Annotated in this window: 13 protein-coding genes; 5 read left to right on the plus strand and 8 right to left on the minus strand. The window is 73.5% G+C overall.

Going from position 1 to position 15,115, the window contains the following annotated elements; translation table 11 throughout:
* Nucleotides 1-66 precede the first annotated feature (66 nt).
* Nucleotides 67-1,485 (plus strand): condensation domain-containing protein, encoded by a 1,419-nt coding sequence (locus ACLQ26_RS27720; RefSeq protein WP_425747273.1) that lies wholly within the window; start codon nucleotides 67-69, stop codon nucleotides 1,483-1,485.
* Here ACLQ26_RS27720 and ACLQ26_RS27725 read toward each other — a convergent pair.
* The 8 genes from ACLQ26_RS27725 to ACLQ26_RS27760 are packed head-to-tail and all read right to left on the minus strand — an operon-like array spanning nucleotide 1,464 to nucleotide 10,140.
* A complete protein-coding gene (locus ACLQ26_RS27725; protein ID WP_425747274.1) occupies nucleotides 1,464-2,390 on the minus strand; it encodes an aldo/keto reductase in 927 nt (308 codons plus the stop codon). The genes ACLQ26_RS27720 and ACLQ26_RS27725 overlap by 22 nt on opposite strands.
* A complete protein-coding gene (locus ACLQ26_RS27730; RefSeq protein WP_425747275.1) occupies nucleotides 2,390-2,869 on the minus strand; it encodes a hypothetical protein in 480 nt (159 codons plus the stop codon). The genes ACLQ26_RS27725 and ACLQ26_RS27730 overlap by 1 nt, the downstream gene beginning before the upstream one ends.
* Nucleotides 2,866-4,899: a transketolase gene (gene tkt / locus ACLQ26_RS27735; RefSeq protein ID WP_425747276.1), complete on the minus strand. Its 2,034-nt coding sequence runs from the start codon at nucleotides 4,897-4,899 to the stop codon at nucleotides 2,866-2,868. Before tkt ends, ACLQ26_RS27730 begins: the two co-directional genes overlap by 4 nt.
* Entirely contained in the window at nucleotides 4,896-5,807 is a 912-nt protein-coding gene (locus ACLQ26_RS27740; protein ID WP_425747277.1) for a sucrase ferredoxin, read from the minus strand. The genes tkt and ACLQ26_RS27740 overlap by 4 nt, the downstream gene beginning before the upstream one ends.
* A gap of 15 nt (nucleotides 5,808-5,822) precedes the next feature.
* The gene (locus tag ACLQ26_RS27745; RefSeq protein ID WP_425747278.1) at nucleotides 5,823-7,076 is read right to left on the minus strand and encodes a hypothetical protein; all 1,254 of its coding nucleotides are present in this window, start codon (nucleotides 7,074-7,076) and stop codon (nucleotides 5,823-5,825) included.
* A 43-nt stretch (nucleotides 7,077-7,119) separates the two neighbouring features.
* Nucleotides 7,120-7,674: a hypothetical protein gene (locus ACLQ26_RS27750; protein WP_425747279.1), complete on the minus strand. Its 555-nt coding sequence runs from the start codon at nucleotides 7,672-7,674 to the stop codon at nucleotides 7,120-7,122.
* Nucleotides 7,667-8,899, minus strand: a complete 1,233-nt coding sequence (locus tag ACLQ26_RS27755) for a hypothetical protein (RefSeq protein WP_425747280.1) — start codon at nucleotides 8,897-8,899, stop codon at nucleotides 7,667-7,669. The genes ACLQ26_RS27750 and ACLQ26_RS27755 overlap by 8 nt, the downstream gene beginning before the upstream one ends.
* Entirely contained in the window at nucleotides 8,893-10,140 is a 1,248-nt protein-coding gene (locus ACLQ26_RS27760; RefSeq protein ID WP_425747281.1) for a hypothetical protein, read from the minus strand. Before ACLQ26_RS27760 ends, ACLQ26_RS27755 begins: the two co-directional genes overlap by 7 nt.
* Before the next feature lie 600 nt (nucleotides 10,141-10,740).
* On the opposite strand from ACLQ26_RS27760, the gene ACLQ26_RS27765 reads away from it, so the two are divergent.
* From ACLQ26_RS27765 to ACLQ26_RS27780, 4 genes are read left to right on the plus strand one after another with little or no spacing between them, the layout of a single operon-like run.
* The gene (locus ACLQ26_RS27765; protein ID WP_425747282.1) at nucleotides 10,741-11,343 is read left to right on the plus strand and encodes a hypothetical protein; all 603 of its coding nucleotides are present in this window, start codon (nucleotides 10,741-10,743) and stop codon (nucleotides 11,341-11,343) included.
* The gene (locus ACLQ26_RS27770; RefSeq protein WP_425747283.1) at nucleotides 11,343-12,509 is read left to right on the plus strand and encodes a hypothetical protein; all 1,167 of its coding nucleotides are present in this window, start codon (nucleotides 11,343-11,345) and stop codon (nucleotides 12,507-12,509) included. Before ACLQ26_RS27765 ends, ACLQ26_RS27770 begins: the two co-directional genes overlap by 1 nt.
* Nucleotides 12,403-13,800, plus strand: a complete 1,398-nt coding sequence (locus ACLQ26_RS27775) for an aspartate aminotransferase family protein (RefSeq protein ID WP_425747284.1) — start codon at nucleotides 12,403-12,405, stop codon at nucleotides 13,798-13,800. Before ACLQ26_RS27770 ends, ACLQ26_RS27775 begins: the two co-directional genes overlap by 107 nt.
* The gene (locus ACLQ26_RS27780) at nucleotides 13,797-15,113 is read left to right on the plus strand and encodes a thymidine phosphorylase (protein WP_425747285.1); all 1,317 of its coding nucleotides are present in this window, start codon (nucleotides 13,797-13,799) and stop codon (nucleotides 15,111-15,113) included. The genes ACLQ26_RS27775 and ACLQ26_RS27780 overlap by 4 nt, the downstream gene beginning before the upstream one ends.
* The last annotated feature ends 2 nt before the right edge of the window (nucleotides 15,114-15,115 follow it).

A 15,115-nucleotide genomic window follows, 5' to 3' on the forward strand; every position in this document is an offset into this window, starting at 1 on the left:
GCATGCGAGGGCGGCGGCAAGGCCCCCTCTTCGCTGTTCCGGAACTCGACACAATCGGCTCCGGCGATGCATTCCCGGATGGGTTATCGTGGCGACCGGTCAAAACATTTCCCGGTCCGATATATACGGACTATTCCCGGCCCACAGCGAGGAGCCGACCCGGTGCCGACGACCGTTCCCACCACCCTGCAGCAGGAGTCCTGGCTGCGGTCCCTGGCCTCCGGCGGCCGCCTGACGAGTGTGCCGTGCCTCGCGGCAGCCGGCGCCCGCTTGGACGAGGCGGCGCTCGCCCGGGCGATCGGCGCCGCCGTCGCCGCGCATCCGGCGCTGCGTACCTCGTTCCGGCCGGAGACACCCGGCGAGGCGGTCGTGCACGGCCCGGCCCCGGCGGTCGTCGCACAGCCGATCTCAGCCGGGCCGATCGCAGCCGGCCCGATCCTGCCGGAGCCGATCCCCCCGCAGCCGATCCCTTCGGCCGCCGATCCGCAGGACGCTTTGCGCGACTTCCTGACCGGGCCCATCCCCCTCGACGCGCCGGTCCGGTTGCGCTGGTCGACGCTCGACCCGGGCGACGGCACCACCGCGCTCGCCCTCGCCGCCGACCACCTGGCGGTCGACGCACTGTCGGTGTTTCTGCTGGTGGATGACATAGGCCGGCACTACGCGGCGGAGGCGCAACCGGTCGCCGACGACGGCTATTACGCCTTCGCGGCACGGCAACGGGACCTCCTCGGCGGCCCGCTGGGCGACGTCGCACGGGCGTACTGGGAGGAGCGCTTCGACCGGTGGGGCCCCGGCACCCCGGCGTGCGCGCTGGCCGCCCCCGAGGCCGGCCGGGCAGGCGGGCGTCACCACGACCACCGGCCCCTCGCCGGCGCGCCCGGCCGGGCCCTCGACGAGCTCGCGGTGCGGCATCACACCTCGCGCTTCGTCGTGCTCGCCGCCGCCCTGCTGCACGCCCAGCTGGAGCTGACCGGGGCGGAGAGCGCCGGGATCGCCACCGACTTCCACGGGCGGGTCGACCCCGGCGTGTGGCGCACCGTCGGGCTGTTCGCCCACGGCATGCCGATCCATCTGGATCGCGCGGACGGCCGAACACTCGACCTGGCGGTCGCCGCGGTCCGCGACGCGATCGCCGAGGCGACGTCCTATGCGATGCCGTTACGAGAATTGTCCCGAGCCTGGTCGCGACGTTCTTCCAGAACGGCGGAATACGAAAGACCGCACGTATTCCTCGCCGCACCGACCCGCTATCGGAAAAGGCGGGGCAGCGCGTCGCCGGCACGTTCGGAGATAGCGTTCGAACCGCTCGATCTCGCTCCGTTCTCGGTGGCTTCACCGAATCGTCTCCATGTCGCCCTGGCCGGTGCCGGCGACGATTTCCACCTGACCGCTCAGGCAAATACCGCCGTCTTCCCCGCCGACCGTGTCCAAGCTCTCGTCGACGCCGCGTTGGACGCCGTTCAGGCCACGGCGGCACCCTGAAGGCAGTTGTCTATTTCGGTCATCCACGAATCAGCCCAGGGAAGGCTCGCGGCCTCGGCGAGATCGCGGATCTGATCCGGCCGGTGCGCCCCCGGGATCACCGCGGCCACGCCGGGCCGGTGCAGCAGCCAGGCCAGCGCCGCGGTCACCGGCGGCAGCCCGGCGCCCCGGCACCACCGGGCGAACGCTGCGCTGCGGTCCACCCGGTCCGGCTGCAGCAACCGCGCGGACCGGTGCGGCGCCAGACCCGCCGCCCGGCTGCCGGCCGGCACCCGTCCGCCGGTGTACTGCCCGGTGAGCAGGCCGTCGGCGAGCGGGGCGTAGCAGACGAAGCTCACCCCGCCCTCGGTGCAGGCCGGGAGGATCTCCTCCTCGGCTCCCCGGTCGAGCACGTTGTAGCGGTCCTGCACGCACCCCGCTCCGGCCGCCAGGGCCTCGCGCAGTTGCGGGCCGCTCAGGTTGCAGCAGCCGACGACCCGCGCCTTGCCCTGGCCGGCGATCTCGCGCAGCGCGCCCAGCGTCTCGGCGATCGGCACCGCCGGGTCGGGCACGTGCTGGAGGTACACGTCGACGTGGTCGGTGCCGAGCCGGCGCAGGGTGCCGTCGATCGCGGCGCGGGCCCGGCCGGCGCTCGCCGAGGCCGGCTGCCCCGCGAACTCCGTACCGAACTTCGAGCTGATCACCACCTCGTCCCGGACGCCCTTCAACGCCCGCCCGAGCACCTCCTCGGCCCGGCCGGCACGGCCCGCGCCGTAGCTGTCCGCGGTGTCGTAGTACGTGATCCCGGCGTCCAGCGCAGCGGCGACCACGGCCGCCGCCCCGGCCTCGTCGCACTGCTTCGTGAAGGCGCTGGTGCCGACGCCCACCGCGGAGACGGTCAGCGGCCCGATGCGGCGGGTGCGCATCACGATCCGCGGGCGGCGAGCGGGCCACTGACGTACGGCCCCATGCCGTACAACCGGACCGGGGTCAGCGGCACCTGAACGTGCCGCCGCCCCCGTTTGTCCGTCACCGGCTCGGTCGACGGCGTCCCGGCGCGGGCGTAGCAGGTGATGACGGTCCCGTCGTCACGGTGCTTCTGCAGGGCGAGCCGGGGCCGCGCGCGCAGGTCGCGTTCGCGCATGCCGTCGAGGTAGAGCAGCATCGACAACTGAGCGCGCTCGTCGAACTCCAGCTTGACCGCGGCGAGGTGCGGCCATCCGGTGGCGCCGTAGCTGGCGACCGCGCACATGTAGATGGAGTTCCACGTGCGCAGCAGTTCCTCGGCGGGCAGGCGGCGTTCCGGCTTGCCGTAGAACGAGCGCTGCACCGGCCCGGCCGACGCCAGCGACGCGTCGATCAGCTCCTGCACCCTGGCCAGCACGTCCGGGTCCCATCGCGTCATCGCGCCGCCTCCTTCGCGCCGGCCAGCAAGTGGCGGGCCCTCTCCAGCACGTGCCCCACCGTGAAGCCGAAATGCTCCTGCAGCACGTCGCCGTCATCGGACGCGCCGAACTCGTCCATCGCCACGATGTCGCCGGCCGGGCCCACCCACCGGTGCCAGCCGAACGAGCTGCCCGCCTCGACGCCGAGGCGGGTGACGACGCCGGGCGGCAGCACCTCGTCGCGGTACGCCTGATCCTGAGCCGCGAACAGCTCCCAGCACGGCAGCGAGACGACCCGCACCGCGACGCCCTCCGCGGCGAGCGCGCGGCCGGCGTCGAGCGCCGGGTGCACCTCGCTGCCGGACGCGATGAGCAGCAGGCCGGGCCGGCCGCCCGACGCCCACAGCACGTAGCCGCCACGGGCCACGTCCGCGGCACGGTCCCGGGTCTCGGCCAGCACCGGCAGCGGTTGGCGGGCCAGGACGAACGCGACCGGCCCGTCCGCCCGGCGCAGCGCGGGCCGCCAGCACCAGGCGGTCTCGTTGGCGTCGGCCGGCCGCATCACCCAAAGGTGCGGCATGGCGCGCAGGCCGGCCAGGTGCTCCACCGGCTGATGGGTCGGGCCGTCCGAGCCGATCGCCACCGAGTCGTGCGTCCAGATCCACAGCAGCGGCAGCCGCATGATCGCGGAGAGCCGCACGGCGGGACGCATGTAGTCGCCGAAGGACAGGAAGGTCGAGGCGTACGGCTTCACGACGCCGCCGTGCAGCGCCAGGCCGTTGGTGGCCGCCGCCATGGCGTGCTCGCGCACCCCGTAGGCGATGTTGCGGCCGGGCCGGGCGGCGGTGAACCAGGAGGCGGCACCGAACGCGGTCTTGGTGGAGTCCACCAGGTCGGCGGCGCCGCCGGCGAGCCCGGGCACGCTCGTGTCGAGGCGGTCCATGATCTCGCGGGAGGCGTTGCGCGGTGACAGCTCCGGCACGTCGAAGGCGGTGATCCGGCCGTCGGCGTCGGGCGCCGGCTCGTAACACCTGTCCCACTCCCGGCGCAGCTCCGGGAACTCCGTGCTCCACCGGTCGAAGAGGACCCGCCACCGCCGGTGGGCGTCGGCGCCCGCGGCCCGCCGGTCGAGGTGCGCGGCCACGTCGGCGGTCACCGCGAAGGTCGCGTCCGGGTCGAGCCCGAGCGCCTCCTTGGTGCGCCGTGCCTCGGCCGGGCCGAGGGCGCCGCCGTGCGCGGCCGGGCTGCCGGCTACCGCCGCCGCCGGATGCCCGATGACCGTCTCGAGGATCAGCAGGCTCGGCCGGCCGTCCCGGCGGTCCCTGATGCGTCGCAGGGCGGCGGCGAGGGCCGCTGGATCGTCGAAGTGCGGCGCCCGCTCGACCTGCCAGCCGCTGGCGGCGAACCTGGCGGCCTGATCCTCGGCGTCGAACGTCAGCGAGGTGTGGCCGTCGATCGTCACCCCGTTGCTGTCGTAGCAGACGATCAGCTTGCCGAGGCCGAGCTGCCCGGCGAGCGAGATCGCCTCCTGCGACACGCCCTCCATGAGGTCGCCGTCGGAGGCGATCACGACCGTGTGATGGTCGACAACCGGCAGGCCGGGGCGGTTGAACCGCTCGGCCAGCAACCGCTCGGCGAGCGCCATGCCGACCGCCGTGGCCAGGCCCTGCCCGAGCGGCCCGGTGGTCGCCTCCACACCGGGCGTGACGCCGTGCTCGGGGTGGCCCGGGGTGCGGGATCCGAGCCGGCGGAACGCGCGCAGGTCGTCGCGGGTGAGGTCGTAGCCGGTGACGTGCAGCAGGGTGTACTGCAGCGCCGAGGCGTGCCCGGCGGAGAGCACGAGGCGGTCCCGGTCGGGCCAGTCCGGCGCGGCCGGGTCCCCGCGCAGCACGTCGTGGTAGAGGGCGTAGCCGAGCGGGGCCAAGGCGAGCGCGGCCCCCGGGTGCCCGCAGCCGGCGTTCTCGATCATGTCGATGATCAGCCCGCGGATCGTGGACACCGCGGCGGTGGCGGTCGCCGGCGCGGCCGGGAGTTGCGAGCTGAGCGTCATCCGGCCACGTCCTCGAGCAGCCATTCCACCGGCACCGTGGGTCCCTTGTCGGTGCAGGACTGCAGCCGGGCCGGCAGTTGGTCCCGTTCGGTGACGGTGACCGTGTACTCCCGGCCGGCGGCGGCGAGCCGGACGTGGTGCCGGCGGTCACCCGGCGAGCGGGCGGCCTCCAGCAACGTCACCGCGTCCAGGGCGGTGAGGCCCAGCACGCGGCGCAGATGTTGCTCGGCAGCCTGTTCGGCGATGGAGAACGTGGAGCGCCCGCGGTATTTGTCGGCGAATAGGTGGCCCGCCTCGTTGGCGTCGAGCACGTTGAGCACCGAGTGCGGGTCGAGCCGCCCGTAGTAGAGGGCGTACGGGAAGACGACCATGTTGGCGGCGTACTTGTGCCCGCCGACGTGCGCGGTGCGGCGGACCCGGTCGCCGAGCCGGTCGGCGGCGGCGGCGTGGACCTGGCGTCCGGTGCTGCCGCAGCACGGATCGCTCTGCTCGTTGGCGCACACCGCGTAGAGCGGCCCGGCCGGTTCACCGCCGTCCGGCCGGTGGCCCGCGGCGATCGCGGCGAAGTCGAGGCCCAGCACGTCGCCGACCTCCTTCATCCCCAGCCGGACGAGCCAGGGCGCCCTGGTGTCGCGCGGGTCACCGGCGATGTAACAGGCGCCGGGCGGGCTGCCGGGGGGCGGTGAGATGAGCTGGACCCGGACGCCGGTGGCATCGGTCCGGGCCTCGATCTCGGCGACGAGCGCCGGATCCAGGTCGCTCTCGCGCAGCGCATTCTTGCCCCACGGTCCCTCGTGCTCGACCAGGATCCACCCGCGGGTCTCCAGGGCGGTCGCGGTGAGTGGGTCGCCGAGCAGCCCGGCGAGGTACGAACAGCGGTGCGCCGGCGCCTCAGCGGTCGTCGTCATCGTGGCTCCTTGCCGTCATAGCAGTCGTCGCAGCAGGTCGAGGGCCGCGCCGACCTCGTCGAGCGGCGTCGAGTAGTTGACCCGGATGCCGTGCTGGCCGGGATAGAGCTGCTCCCACAGGTCCTCGTCCCCGCCGAACAGGTAGTTGGGGTTGAGCTTCAGGCCGGCGCGGCCGGCCTCGCGGACCCAGTCAGTGAACACCTCCGCCGACGGGAAGACCCGGTCGAGCCGGCGCATCCCGGAATAGCCGGCCGCCGAGCCGGGACCGTCCATCGGCCGGAACAGTCCGCTGTGGTCAATTAGGTCGGCGACCCGGCCGAACTCCACGCGCATCCGGGTCATGTGCGCGGCGAAGCCGGCCAGCAGGCCCGGCCCGGGTGCCGGCAGCCCGGCCGCCCGGAAGCGGTCGTGGCCGACGGTGGAGGCCGGGTCGAACGCGCTGATCAGCAACGCCAGGTGCGCGGCGGCGAGGCGGGGCAGCCCGGCCTGTACCGAGTAGCCGCGCTCGAACCGGTCGGCGCGCGCGTAGGCCAGCAGGCCCGGATGCCGGGTCACGACGGTGCCGCAGCGCAGGCCCGGCACGGACAGGTCCTTGGACGGGCTGAGCAGCACCGCGGTGCGCTCGAGGTCGCCCACCCGGCCGCGCAGCTCGGCGTGGAAGCGTGCGGCCGGCGTGAAGGTCGGCAGTGCGAAGACGTGGTCGACCACGCGAAGGTCGGCCTCGTGCGCCCGGCCGCCGAACGCGGGGGCGGCCCACCCGCCGATCACGCCGTTCGGCGCGATGTCGACGAGCAGGCGCGGCCCCGGCCATTCGGGCGCCGACCACGTGCGGCCGGACAGCGAGTGGTAGCCGGCCACCGGGACGCCGTGCCGGACCGCCGACTGCTCGAAGCTGCAGTAGACCGGCAGCGGGAGCACGGCGGCCATGCCGGCGCGGGCGGCGTAGCCGAGGACGATGCTGATCGCCTCGGTGGTGCCGTTGCAGAGCACGACGTGCTCGGGGCCGAGCCCGCCCAGGCCGAGATAGTCGGCGGCGAGATCCGCGACGAGGGCGCGCTCACGCTCGTCGGAGCTGTCCTCGTAGTCGGTGACCCGGCCGGCCAGCACGTCCGCGTACAGCGCCTCGAACCACTGCCGTACGCCCGGATGCGGTGGCCGCCGGTTGACGCCGTGGCCGATCTGCGCGGCGGCCGGGGTGGTGTGCGCGCGGATGGTCCGGTAGTAGGCCACGCACGCCGCGTCGGGCAGGCCGCGGCCGGCCTCGGTCACCACGCGCGGGTAACCGGCGGCGCGTGTCCGGAGCCCGTTCATGTCAGAGGTCGGTGCCGGCGCCGACGACGATGTGCAGGCGCAGGTCGCGCCCGCCGTTCATGGCGGTGTGCACCTCACGCGTGTCGAGCCAGTAGCCGTCACCGTCGGCGGGGACCCGGAACACGCGGTCCTGTTCGACGAAGACGAACGCGGCGTGCTCGGACGTCTCGATCGCCACGTGGAAGCGGGCGGTGTCGTCGCGGTGCACCGAGTAGCAGGTGCGCGGGGTGAGCCCGAGGATGCGCGCCCGGAACACCGGGAACGGGAACGCCCCGAGCACCTCAGCGAAGTAGGTGCCGGCGAGATCCGGGTTCAGCGTGTCGTACTCACGTTCCGGCGCGATGTCCTTCTCCTGATAGCAGGACTCGTACCAGGGGTCCGTGGTGCCGGAGCGGATCTGCAGAGCGAGCTGCTTCGTCGAGTCGAAGATCAGCGGCTGCCGGTCGAGCAGCGCGGCGGTCTCGGCGCGCAGCCGGTCCACGTCGACGTTCAGCTTCACCTGGCCGACCAGGCCCTGCTCGCCGGCGCCGCGGACCACCCAGGTCGGTTCAAACACCGTCGTCCTCCCATCCGTTGTCGCTGACGAAGTACTGCCGGGGGAGCGGGATCTCGCCGAACCGGCGGCCGTGCACGAGGGTGTACGCGCCGAAGGACGTGGCGATCAGCCGGTTGCCGGGGCGGGGCCGGGCCGGTTCAGGGCCGGCGCCGGTGGTCTGCCGGAACATGTCTTTCTCGTAGAGCGACGGCCCGTAGACCCGGCCGGCATATGGGACCGGCCGTTCGCCGACGAGGTAAAACGACGGGAAGGCCCACGGCGCGAGGTTCCAGGCCGACGCGTCCACCGTCACCGCCTCGCCCTGGGCGCCGGCGGTGTCGAGCACCTCGGTGACGAGGTAGGCGCAGTCCAGGGTGAGTGCGGCGCCGGGCTCCACCCAGCTGCGCAGGGCCACGCCGTGCTCGCGGCGGTGCTCGGTCAGCGACTGGTCCACGGCGGACAGCGCGTCCTTGAAGGCCACCGGGTCGCGGGACAACCGCAGCAGGCCGCCGCCCAGGTTCAGTTCGTCGACGCCTTCGAGCTGGGCGGCGACCAGGGCCGCGTACCGCGCGCGAAAGAGCAGCGTCTCCGGTGTCGACTCGCCGGTGTGCACCCGCAGGCGGCGTACGCCCGCCGCCCGTGCCCGCTCGAGCAGGGCCGGATCGAGGTCGATGCCGAACCGGCTGACCCGGCCCCGGCTGGTGCTGGAGCAGAGTTGGTCCGGCAGCGGCACCCGGACCCGCATGCCCAGCCCGTTCTCGGCCGGCACGTCGGCGGCCGCGGCGAGCTGCGTGGGCGACTGGGCGTCGAAGAGGACGCCGTCGCCGAGCAGGCGAGCGATGTCGGCCGGGCGGAATCCCGGGCCGGTGGCGGTGATCGTGTCGAAGCCGATCTGCTCGGCAAGGTCGATCTCGCCGACGGTGGCGGCGTCGGCGGACAGCCCCCAGTCCCGCAGCCGGTCGAGCACCGGCCGGGTGGAGCACGCCTTGAGGGCGGCGCTGAGCCGGATGTCGTAGCCGGCGGCAAGGTCGCGGACGGCGGTCACCCGTGCGGCGAGCCCGGGCAGGTCCCAGAGCACGGCCGGGGTCCGGCCGACGGCGGCCGCCGCGGCCAGCACGTGCGGTGGCGGCGGCAGGACCGGCGGCTCGAACGGCTGCGCACCCGCCGGCTCCCCCGCGGCCGGCGCCGCGTCGTGCAGCCGTTCCAGGCCTTGTTCGTAGCCGCGCCAGCCGGTCGCGGTCACCACGGCGGCAGGTAGAACGGCTCGGTCAGCTCCGCCTTCACGGCCCGCCGCAACGTCGCGGCCGCCGCGGTCTCGCCGTCGCGGGCCAGTGCGAAGACCTGGGCGAGTTGCTCGGTGTGCCACTGCCGGGCGCCGTCGAAGGTGAATTCGTTGACGCCCACGCGCACCGCCGGACCGGGCAGGCCGGGCAGGTCGACCTGCACGTTGACCCGTACGCCGGCCTGGTAGAGACGCTCGGCGAAGGTGTCCGTGCGGTCGGCGTCGCCGACCCGCAGCCAGAGCTGGTGCGTGTCGGTGACGTGCGGTCCGTCGTGCACGACGGCGAAGCCGGCCGCGAGCAGTTCGCTGCCGAGGAGCTGGGCGTTCGTGACGATCTGCGCGGCGTAGTCGTGGCCGAACATCTCAAACTCGGCGGCGGCCAGGCCCAGGGCGATCGTCTCGGCGAAGTGATGACTCGAGAGCAGGCAGAACTGGGTCTCGCGCAGCCGGTCGCGGACCTCGTCGCTGCGGGTGAACAGCACACCCTTGTGCGGGCCGGGGAACGACTTGTGGGTGGAGCCGCCCATACTGTCCGCACCGAGGTCGAGCGGGTTGTCCAGGGCCCGGCCGAGCACGAGGCCGAGGGTGTGGCTGCAGTCGACGTGCAGCCGGGTGGCGGGCGACTCCTGCCGGATGATCGTCGCCACCGCGGCTATGTCCAGCGCGTACAGGCTGTTCTGCAGGTCGAGATAGACGAGGGCGGGCCGGTGCCGGCGCAGCACGGCGCGTAGGTCGTCCTCGTCGACCGTGCCGCGCCGGACGCCGACGGTGCAGGCGGTGAAGCCCAGCCGCTGCGCGACCGACGTGGTGGCGTAGTGACCGCCGGCCGCGGGGTCGATCGAGACGACCGTGTTGCCGGGCCGGCCACCGAGCGCGCCCATCGCGACGAGCATGGCGCTCATCCCCGAGATGGGACGCAGGTTGACGTGCTCGGCCTCGGCGAGCCGGCGCAGCGCCGGCAGGGCCAGATCCGTCTCGAGCCGCCCGACCGGCTGCCCGCCGCGGAACTGCCAGAAGGTCGGGTCCTGGGCGTCGTTGAAGAAATACCGGTGATAGAAATCGGTGGACAGAGGGGCCGCCGCCGACGGTGAGAGCCGATTCTCGCTCGGCACCAGATTCACCGTGTCGAGGCTGGCGTGGTGCGCTTCGCCGAGGACTCGCAAGGCAGCACGGAGTTCGTCCTGTCCGTGCTGTGCGTCCGCCACGAAACGAGAGGCGGAGGGAATCAAGGCGTCACCCTATTCCGATTTCGGAATGGATGGGTCGGAATGTATTTTCACCGGGCTCAAAACAAGGAACGCCGAACACGTCCATAAGAGACTCCCCCGTTGACATGACGACCACCCCTCGCCGGCGTCGATGCGGGCATGCCGGGGTCACCGTCCTGGCGGCATCCACCCTAAGCAGCGCTCTCACCGGGCGTCAAGGCCGTTCTGGTCGGGAGTGGACCGACCCCCGACGACCGCCGGAGACGGCTTCGGGCACGGCACAAAAGCGTCGCAACGTGTGCGGAAGCAGCGTCACAAGCGTTTCGCCGCGACCACCTGCCCGATTTCTGCCATTGCACTGGCCGAGACGATGTGCTTCTATGGAAGCGCGCCCATGGGAGCGCGCCCACGGCCAGCAGAAACAGTTAACCGGGACGATCCCTTCGCCACCGGCTGGAACACGCGATATCGTGTAATTCTGAGGTACCCGACGACATGATTCGTTCTGCCATGGCCGCCGCACCGGAGACGGTCGTTTCCGTTATTCTGCCGTGCGCCGGCTCGGGCACACGTTTCGGCGCCGCATATCCCAAGGAAATGCATTGCGTCGAGCCCGGCGCCGCCGCGATCGACCGTGCGTTGGCGCCGGTTCTCGATCTCGCTTCCCGGATGCACGTCCGGCTGATCGTGGTGCTGCGCCCGGCGAAACTGATGATCGCCGAGCACCTGCGGCCGGTCGCCGACCGCGTCGATCTGGTCTTCACCTACCAGGCCGACCGGCACGGCCTCGAGACCGCCGGCGCGCTCGCCGCCGCCGCACCACTGTGCACCTCCCGCGTGCTGCTCGTGCTGCCTGACCAGTTCTACCGGCGGCCGGGCCGCGGCAACCCGCTCGCCACCGCGGTCGACCGGCTCGCCCACCATCGATGGGCCGTGGTCGCCGCACGTCTCACCGACCCGGCGGCGTTGCGGGCCGAGGGCGCGCTGCGGCTCGACGACGACGCCCGGGTGACCGACGCGGCCGAGAAGCCCGCCGACCCCGCGCCGTTCAACGCCGCGTGGGTCAGCCTCGCCTGCCGGCGCGACGCCCTCGACGAGATGCCCAAGGTCTTCGACCGGGCCGCGGCCAGCCCGCTGACCGGCGCGCCGGCCGTCCTCGTCGACGGCTACCGCAACCTGACCGTCCCCGGAGCCGCCTGATGAGGCGGGCCCGGCTGGTGCTCGACTGCGGGCCGTACCCGCTCTCCGCCACCCGGGTGGGCGGGATCGGTCTGCGCGTCGCCGAGTTCGCCGAGACCCTCGCCGGCCGCCACGACGTCACCGTGCTGGCCGGCGACCCGTACGACCACATCGACGTGGGCGCGGCGCGGGTGGCCGGCCCGGAGGCCTGGCCGGATGTGCTGGCGGACAGCCAGGCGGCGTTCTTCTTCGACCTGGCCGACCCGGCTCGGCTGGCCGACGCCGTCCGGCGCGGCGTCGTGGTGGTCACCGAGAACGCCCCGCCCATCGAGCACCTGGAGTACCCGTCGCTGCGCTCGTCGGCCGACCCGGCCGGCGATCACGCGCGGATCGTCGCGGCGTACGCCGAGCAACTGCGGCACTCCGACCACTTCCTCTGCCGCTCCGCGATCGAGCACACCACCCTGGTGGCGAACCTGTGCCTGGCCGGGCGGCTCCGCCCGGCCGACCTGGACCGCTCGCGCACGCTCGACCACCTGGCCACCACGGTGCCGATCGGCTTCAGCGCGGGCAGCGCCGCCCGAGCCGACCGGGCCGAGACCCGGCCGGTGGCGGACCTGCTGTGGACCGGCGGGCTCTGGTCCTTCTTCGAGCCGCTCGCCGCGATCGACGCGGTGGCGTACTGCCGCGCCCAGGGCCGGCGGGTGTCGCTGTGCTTCCTCTACGGCGCGCCGCAGCCGGACAACGCCGCCCTGCTCGGCGCCATGCACGACCGCATCGCCGCACGGGAGCTGGGCGACCGGGTGACCATCCGCCGCGACCCGCTGCCGCACGACGAACGGGACGGCCTGCTCAAGGGCGCCCGTGCCCTGGTCGCGGTCGCGAAGCCGGGCATCGAGAACGAGACCTGCGTGCGGCTGCGGATCCGGGACAGCCGCCTCCACGCCCTGCCCATGATCACTGATCCGCACGGGCCGACCGCCCGTGAGCTAGCCGAGGACGGCACCGGAACGGCGGTCGACCCGACCGACGTGCCGGCCCTCGGCGCCGCCTTTCTCGACAGCACGACGGGGGATGACAATGCGAAGTACCGGTACAGATGCAAACGGTACTGCTACGAGGAGTCCTTGGCGCCCTTCCTCGGACGCCTCGACCGGCTGGTCCACGACACCGCAGGACGACGGTGACGACAGCCGGCTGTGGCGCGGCTGGTCACCGGTCGGCGCGACCACGCCTCCGATACGCATCGCCCGCGGCGCCGGCTATCACGTCTGGGACGCCGACGGGCAACGCTACGTCGACGGGGTCGCATCCGCGCTGAACGCCATCTGCGGGTACGGCCATCCGCGTCTGGTCGCGGCCATGACGGCGCAGGCCGAGCGGCTGCACCACTTCGAACTGATGAGCGGTGTGCACGCCCCCGCCACCCGGCTCGCCGACCGGTTGAGCCGTCTGTTCGGCGGCGAGCTGACCCGCACCGTGTTCGTCAACAGCGGCTCCGAGGCGATCGAGGCCGCGGTGCGGATCGCCGTGGACCACTGGGCTTCCCGGGGCAGCGGCCGGCGCCGCGTCGTCACCCTCGCGGCCGGCTATCACGGCAGCACGGCGCTGTGCCAGAGCCTGTCCGGGCTGCCGCACATGCGCAACGAGTACGCCGACCCGCTGCCGGTGACCCGGATCCCGCTGCCGGGCCCGCCCTCCGCACTGGACGAGCCGGGCGCCGCCCAGGCCCTGCTGGCCGCGTTCGAGGAGGCGGTGACCGGGCATCCGGACGGGCCCCCGGCGGCGGTCCTGGTCGAACCGGTGCTCAACGTCGGCGGCGGGAGCCCGCTGCCCGCCGGGTTCCTGACCGGGCTGCGCGAGCTGTGCGACCGCACCGGGACGCTGTTCATCGCCGACGAGGTGTTCACCGGGTTCGGCCGCACCGGGCGCATGTTCGGCTTCCAGCACGACGGCGCGGTCCCCGACATCGTCGCCACCAGCAAGGGCCTGGCGGGCGGGTACGTGCCCATCGGCGCGGTCACCACGACGGCGGCGGTGGTCGAGGCCTTCCGTGCCGAGCCGGTCCTCGGCGGGCTGCGCTACGGGCACACCACCTCCGGGCACGCGGTGGCCTGCGCGACCGCCCTGGCCGTCCTCGACGTTCTGGAGGACGAGCGGCTCGTGCAGCGCGCCGCCGAAATGGGCGCCCGGCTGGTCGACGGGTTCCGGGCGTTCGGCGGCGACCCGGCCGTGCGGCACGCGCGGGGCCGCGGGCTCGTGGCCGCGCTCGAGCTGCACGGCCCGGCGGAGGCCGAAGCGATGGTGCGGGCCGCTGCCCGGCACGGTGCACTGCTGCGAGCGCAGGGCGCGGCGGTGATGGCGATGCCACCGCTGACGATCGACGCGGCCGGCGTCGACGCGCTGCTGGACGCGATCCGGCACGGCCTCGCTGAGACGGCGCCCGCATCCGTGGGCGTGGAAAGGACGCCGGCATGACCGGAGCCGAACGCGTCCTCGCCGCCGTCGCCGCCACCCGAGCCGGCGAGCCGCTGCCGGACGGCGAGATCGCCGCGCTGATCGCCGACTTCCTGGCGGGCCGGGTGACGGACTATCAGATGTCGGCGTGGCTGGCCACGGTCGCGGGCAAGGGGCTGAGCCGGGCCGAGACCGTCGCGCTCACCCGCGCCTACGTGGACAGCGGGGTGCGCCTGGACCACTCCGCCCTGGGACGGCCGGTCGTGGACAAGCACAGCACCGGCGGCGTCGGCGACAAGGTCAGCCTCGTCGTCGTGCCGATGGTGGCGGCCTGCGGGGTGCCCGTGGTGAAGCTGTCCGGCCGCGGGCTGAGCTTCCTCGGCGGCACGGTCGACAAACTGGAGTCGTTCCGCGGGCTGCGCATGGACCTGGCCGCGGACGAGGTCACCGCGATGCTGCGCCTGGCCGGCCTGGTGATCAGCGGGCAGAGCGACGACCTGGTGCCCGGCGACCGGGCGACCTACGAGCTGCGCGACGTCACCGGGTCCGTCCGCAGCCTGCCGTTGATCGCGGCGAGCGTGATGAGCAAGAAGATCGCGGCGGGCGCGCACGGCGTCGTCCTGGACGTCAAGTACGGCAGCGGCGCGCTGCTGGCCGACGAGATGGAGGCGCGGGCGCTCGCCGAGCTGATGGTCGACATCGGCCGGGACGTGGGGATGCCGTGCCACGCCGTGCTGAGCGAGATGTCCGTGCCGCTGGGCCGGTGCATCGGCAACGCGCTGGAGGTGCGGGAGGCGATCCGGGCGCTGCGCGGTGAGCCGCTGGGCAAGCTCACCGAGCTGTGCCGCACGATCGCCGCGCTGATGCTGACCCTCGCCGAGCCGGGGTTGTCCCGCGACGACGCGGAGAAGAGGGTGCAGGACGCGGTCGACTCGGGCGCGGCGCTGGAGGCGTTGCGCCGGTGGCTGGCCGCGCAGGGCGGCGACGTGCGCCAGGTGGACGATCCGGAGTTGCTGCCCCGGGCCGCCCGGCAGGTCACCGTGTCTGCCGACCGTGCCGGCTGGGTGTCCGGCGTGGACCCGCGGGCGCTCGGTGAGGCAGCGGCGCAGCTGGGCGCGGGCCGGTTCCGCTACGACGACCGCATCGACCACGCGGTGGGCATCGAGCTGCTGCGGACGGTCGGCGACGAGGTGCGGCCCGGCGATCCGCTGGCCGTGGTGCACGTCAATCCGCCGGCCAAACTCGACACCGACCGGATCCGGGCCGCGTTTACCCTGACGACGGGCAAGCCCGCCGACCGACCGGTGGTGGGCGCCATCATCGAGGCCCGCTGACG

Source organism: Micromonospora sp. DT43 (assembly GCF_049841645.1).
Classification (GTDB): domain Bacteria; phylum Actinomycetota; class Actinomycetes; order Mycobacteriales; family Micromonosporaceae; genus Micromonospora.

What these genes read in the sequence shown, in the direction of transcription:
- ACLQ26_RS27780 (WP_425747285.1), top strand. Translation starts at nt 13,797, where the DNA reads ATGACCGGAGCCGAACGCGTCCTCGCCGCCGTCGCCGCCACCCGAGCC.
- ACLQ26_RS27720 (WP_425747273.1), top strand. Translation starts at nt 67, where the DNA reads ATGCATTCCCGGATGGGTTATCGTGGCGACCGGTCAAAACATTTCCCG.
- ACLQ26_RS27725 (WP_425747274.1), bottom strand. Translation starts at nt 2,390, where the DNA reads ATGCGCACCCGCCGCATCGGGCCGCTGACCGTCTCCGCGGTGGGCGTC.
- ACLQ26_RS27765 (WP_425747282.1), top strand. Translation starts at nt 10,741, where the DNA reads ATGCATTGCGTCGAGCCCGGCGCCGCCGCGATCGACCGTGCGTTGGCG.
- tkt (WP_425747276.1), bottom strand. Translation starts at nt 4,899, where the DNA reads ATGACGCTCAGCTCGCAACTCCCGGCCGCGCCGGCGACCGCCACCGCC.
- ACLQ26_RS27740 (WP_425747277.1), bottom strand. Translation starts at nt 5,807, where the DNA reads ATGACGACGACCGCTGAGGCGCCGGCGCACCGCTGTTCGTACCTCGCC.
- ACLQ26_RS27770 (WP_425747283.1), top strand. Translation starts at nt 11,343, where the DNA reads ATGAGGCGGGCCCGGCTGGTGCTCGACTGCGGGCCGTACCCGCTCTCC.
- ACLQ26_RS27775 (WP_425747284.1), top strand. Translation starts at nt 12,403, where the DNA reads ATGCGAAGTACCGGTACAGATGCAAACGGTACTGCTACGAGGAGTCCT.
- ACLQ26_RS27730 (WP_425747275.1), bottom strand. Translation starts at nt 2,869, where the DNA reads ATGACGCGATGGGACCCGGACGTGCTGGCCAGGGTGCAGGAGCTGATC.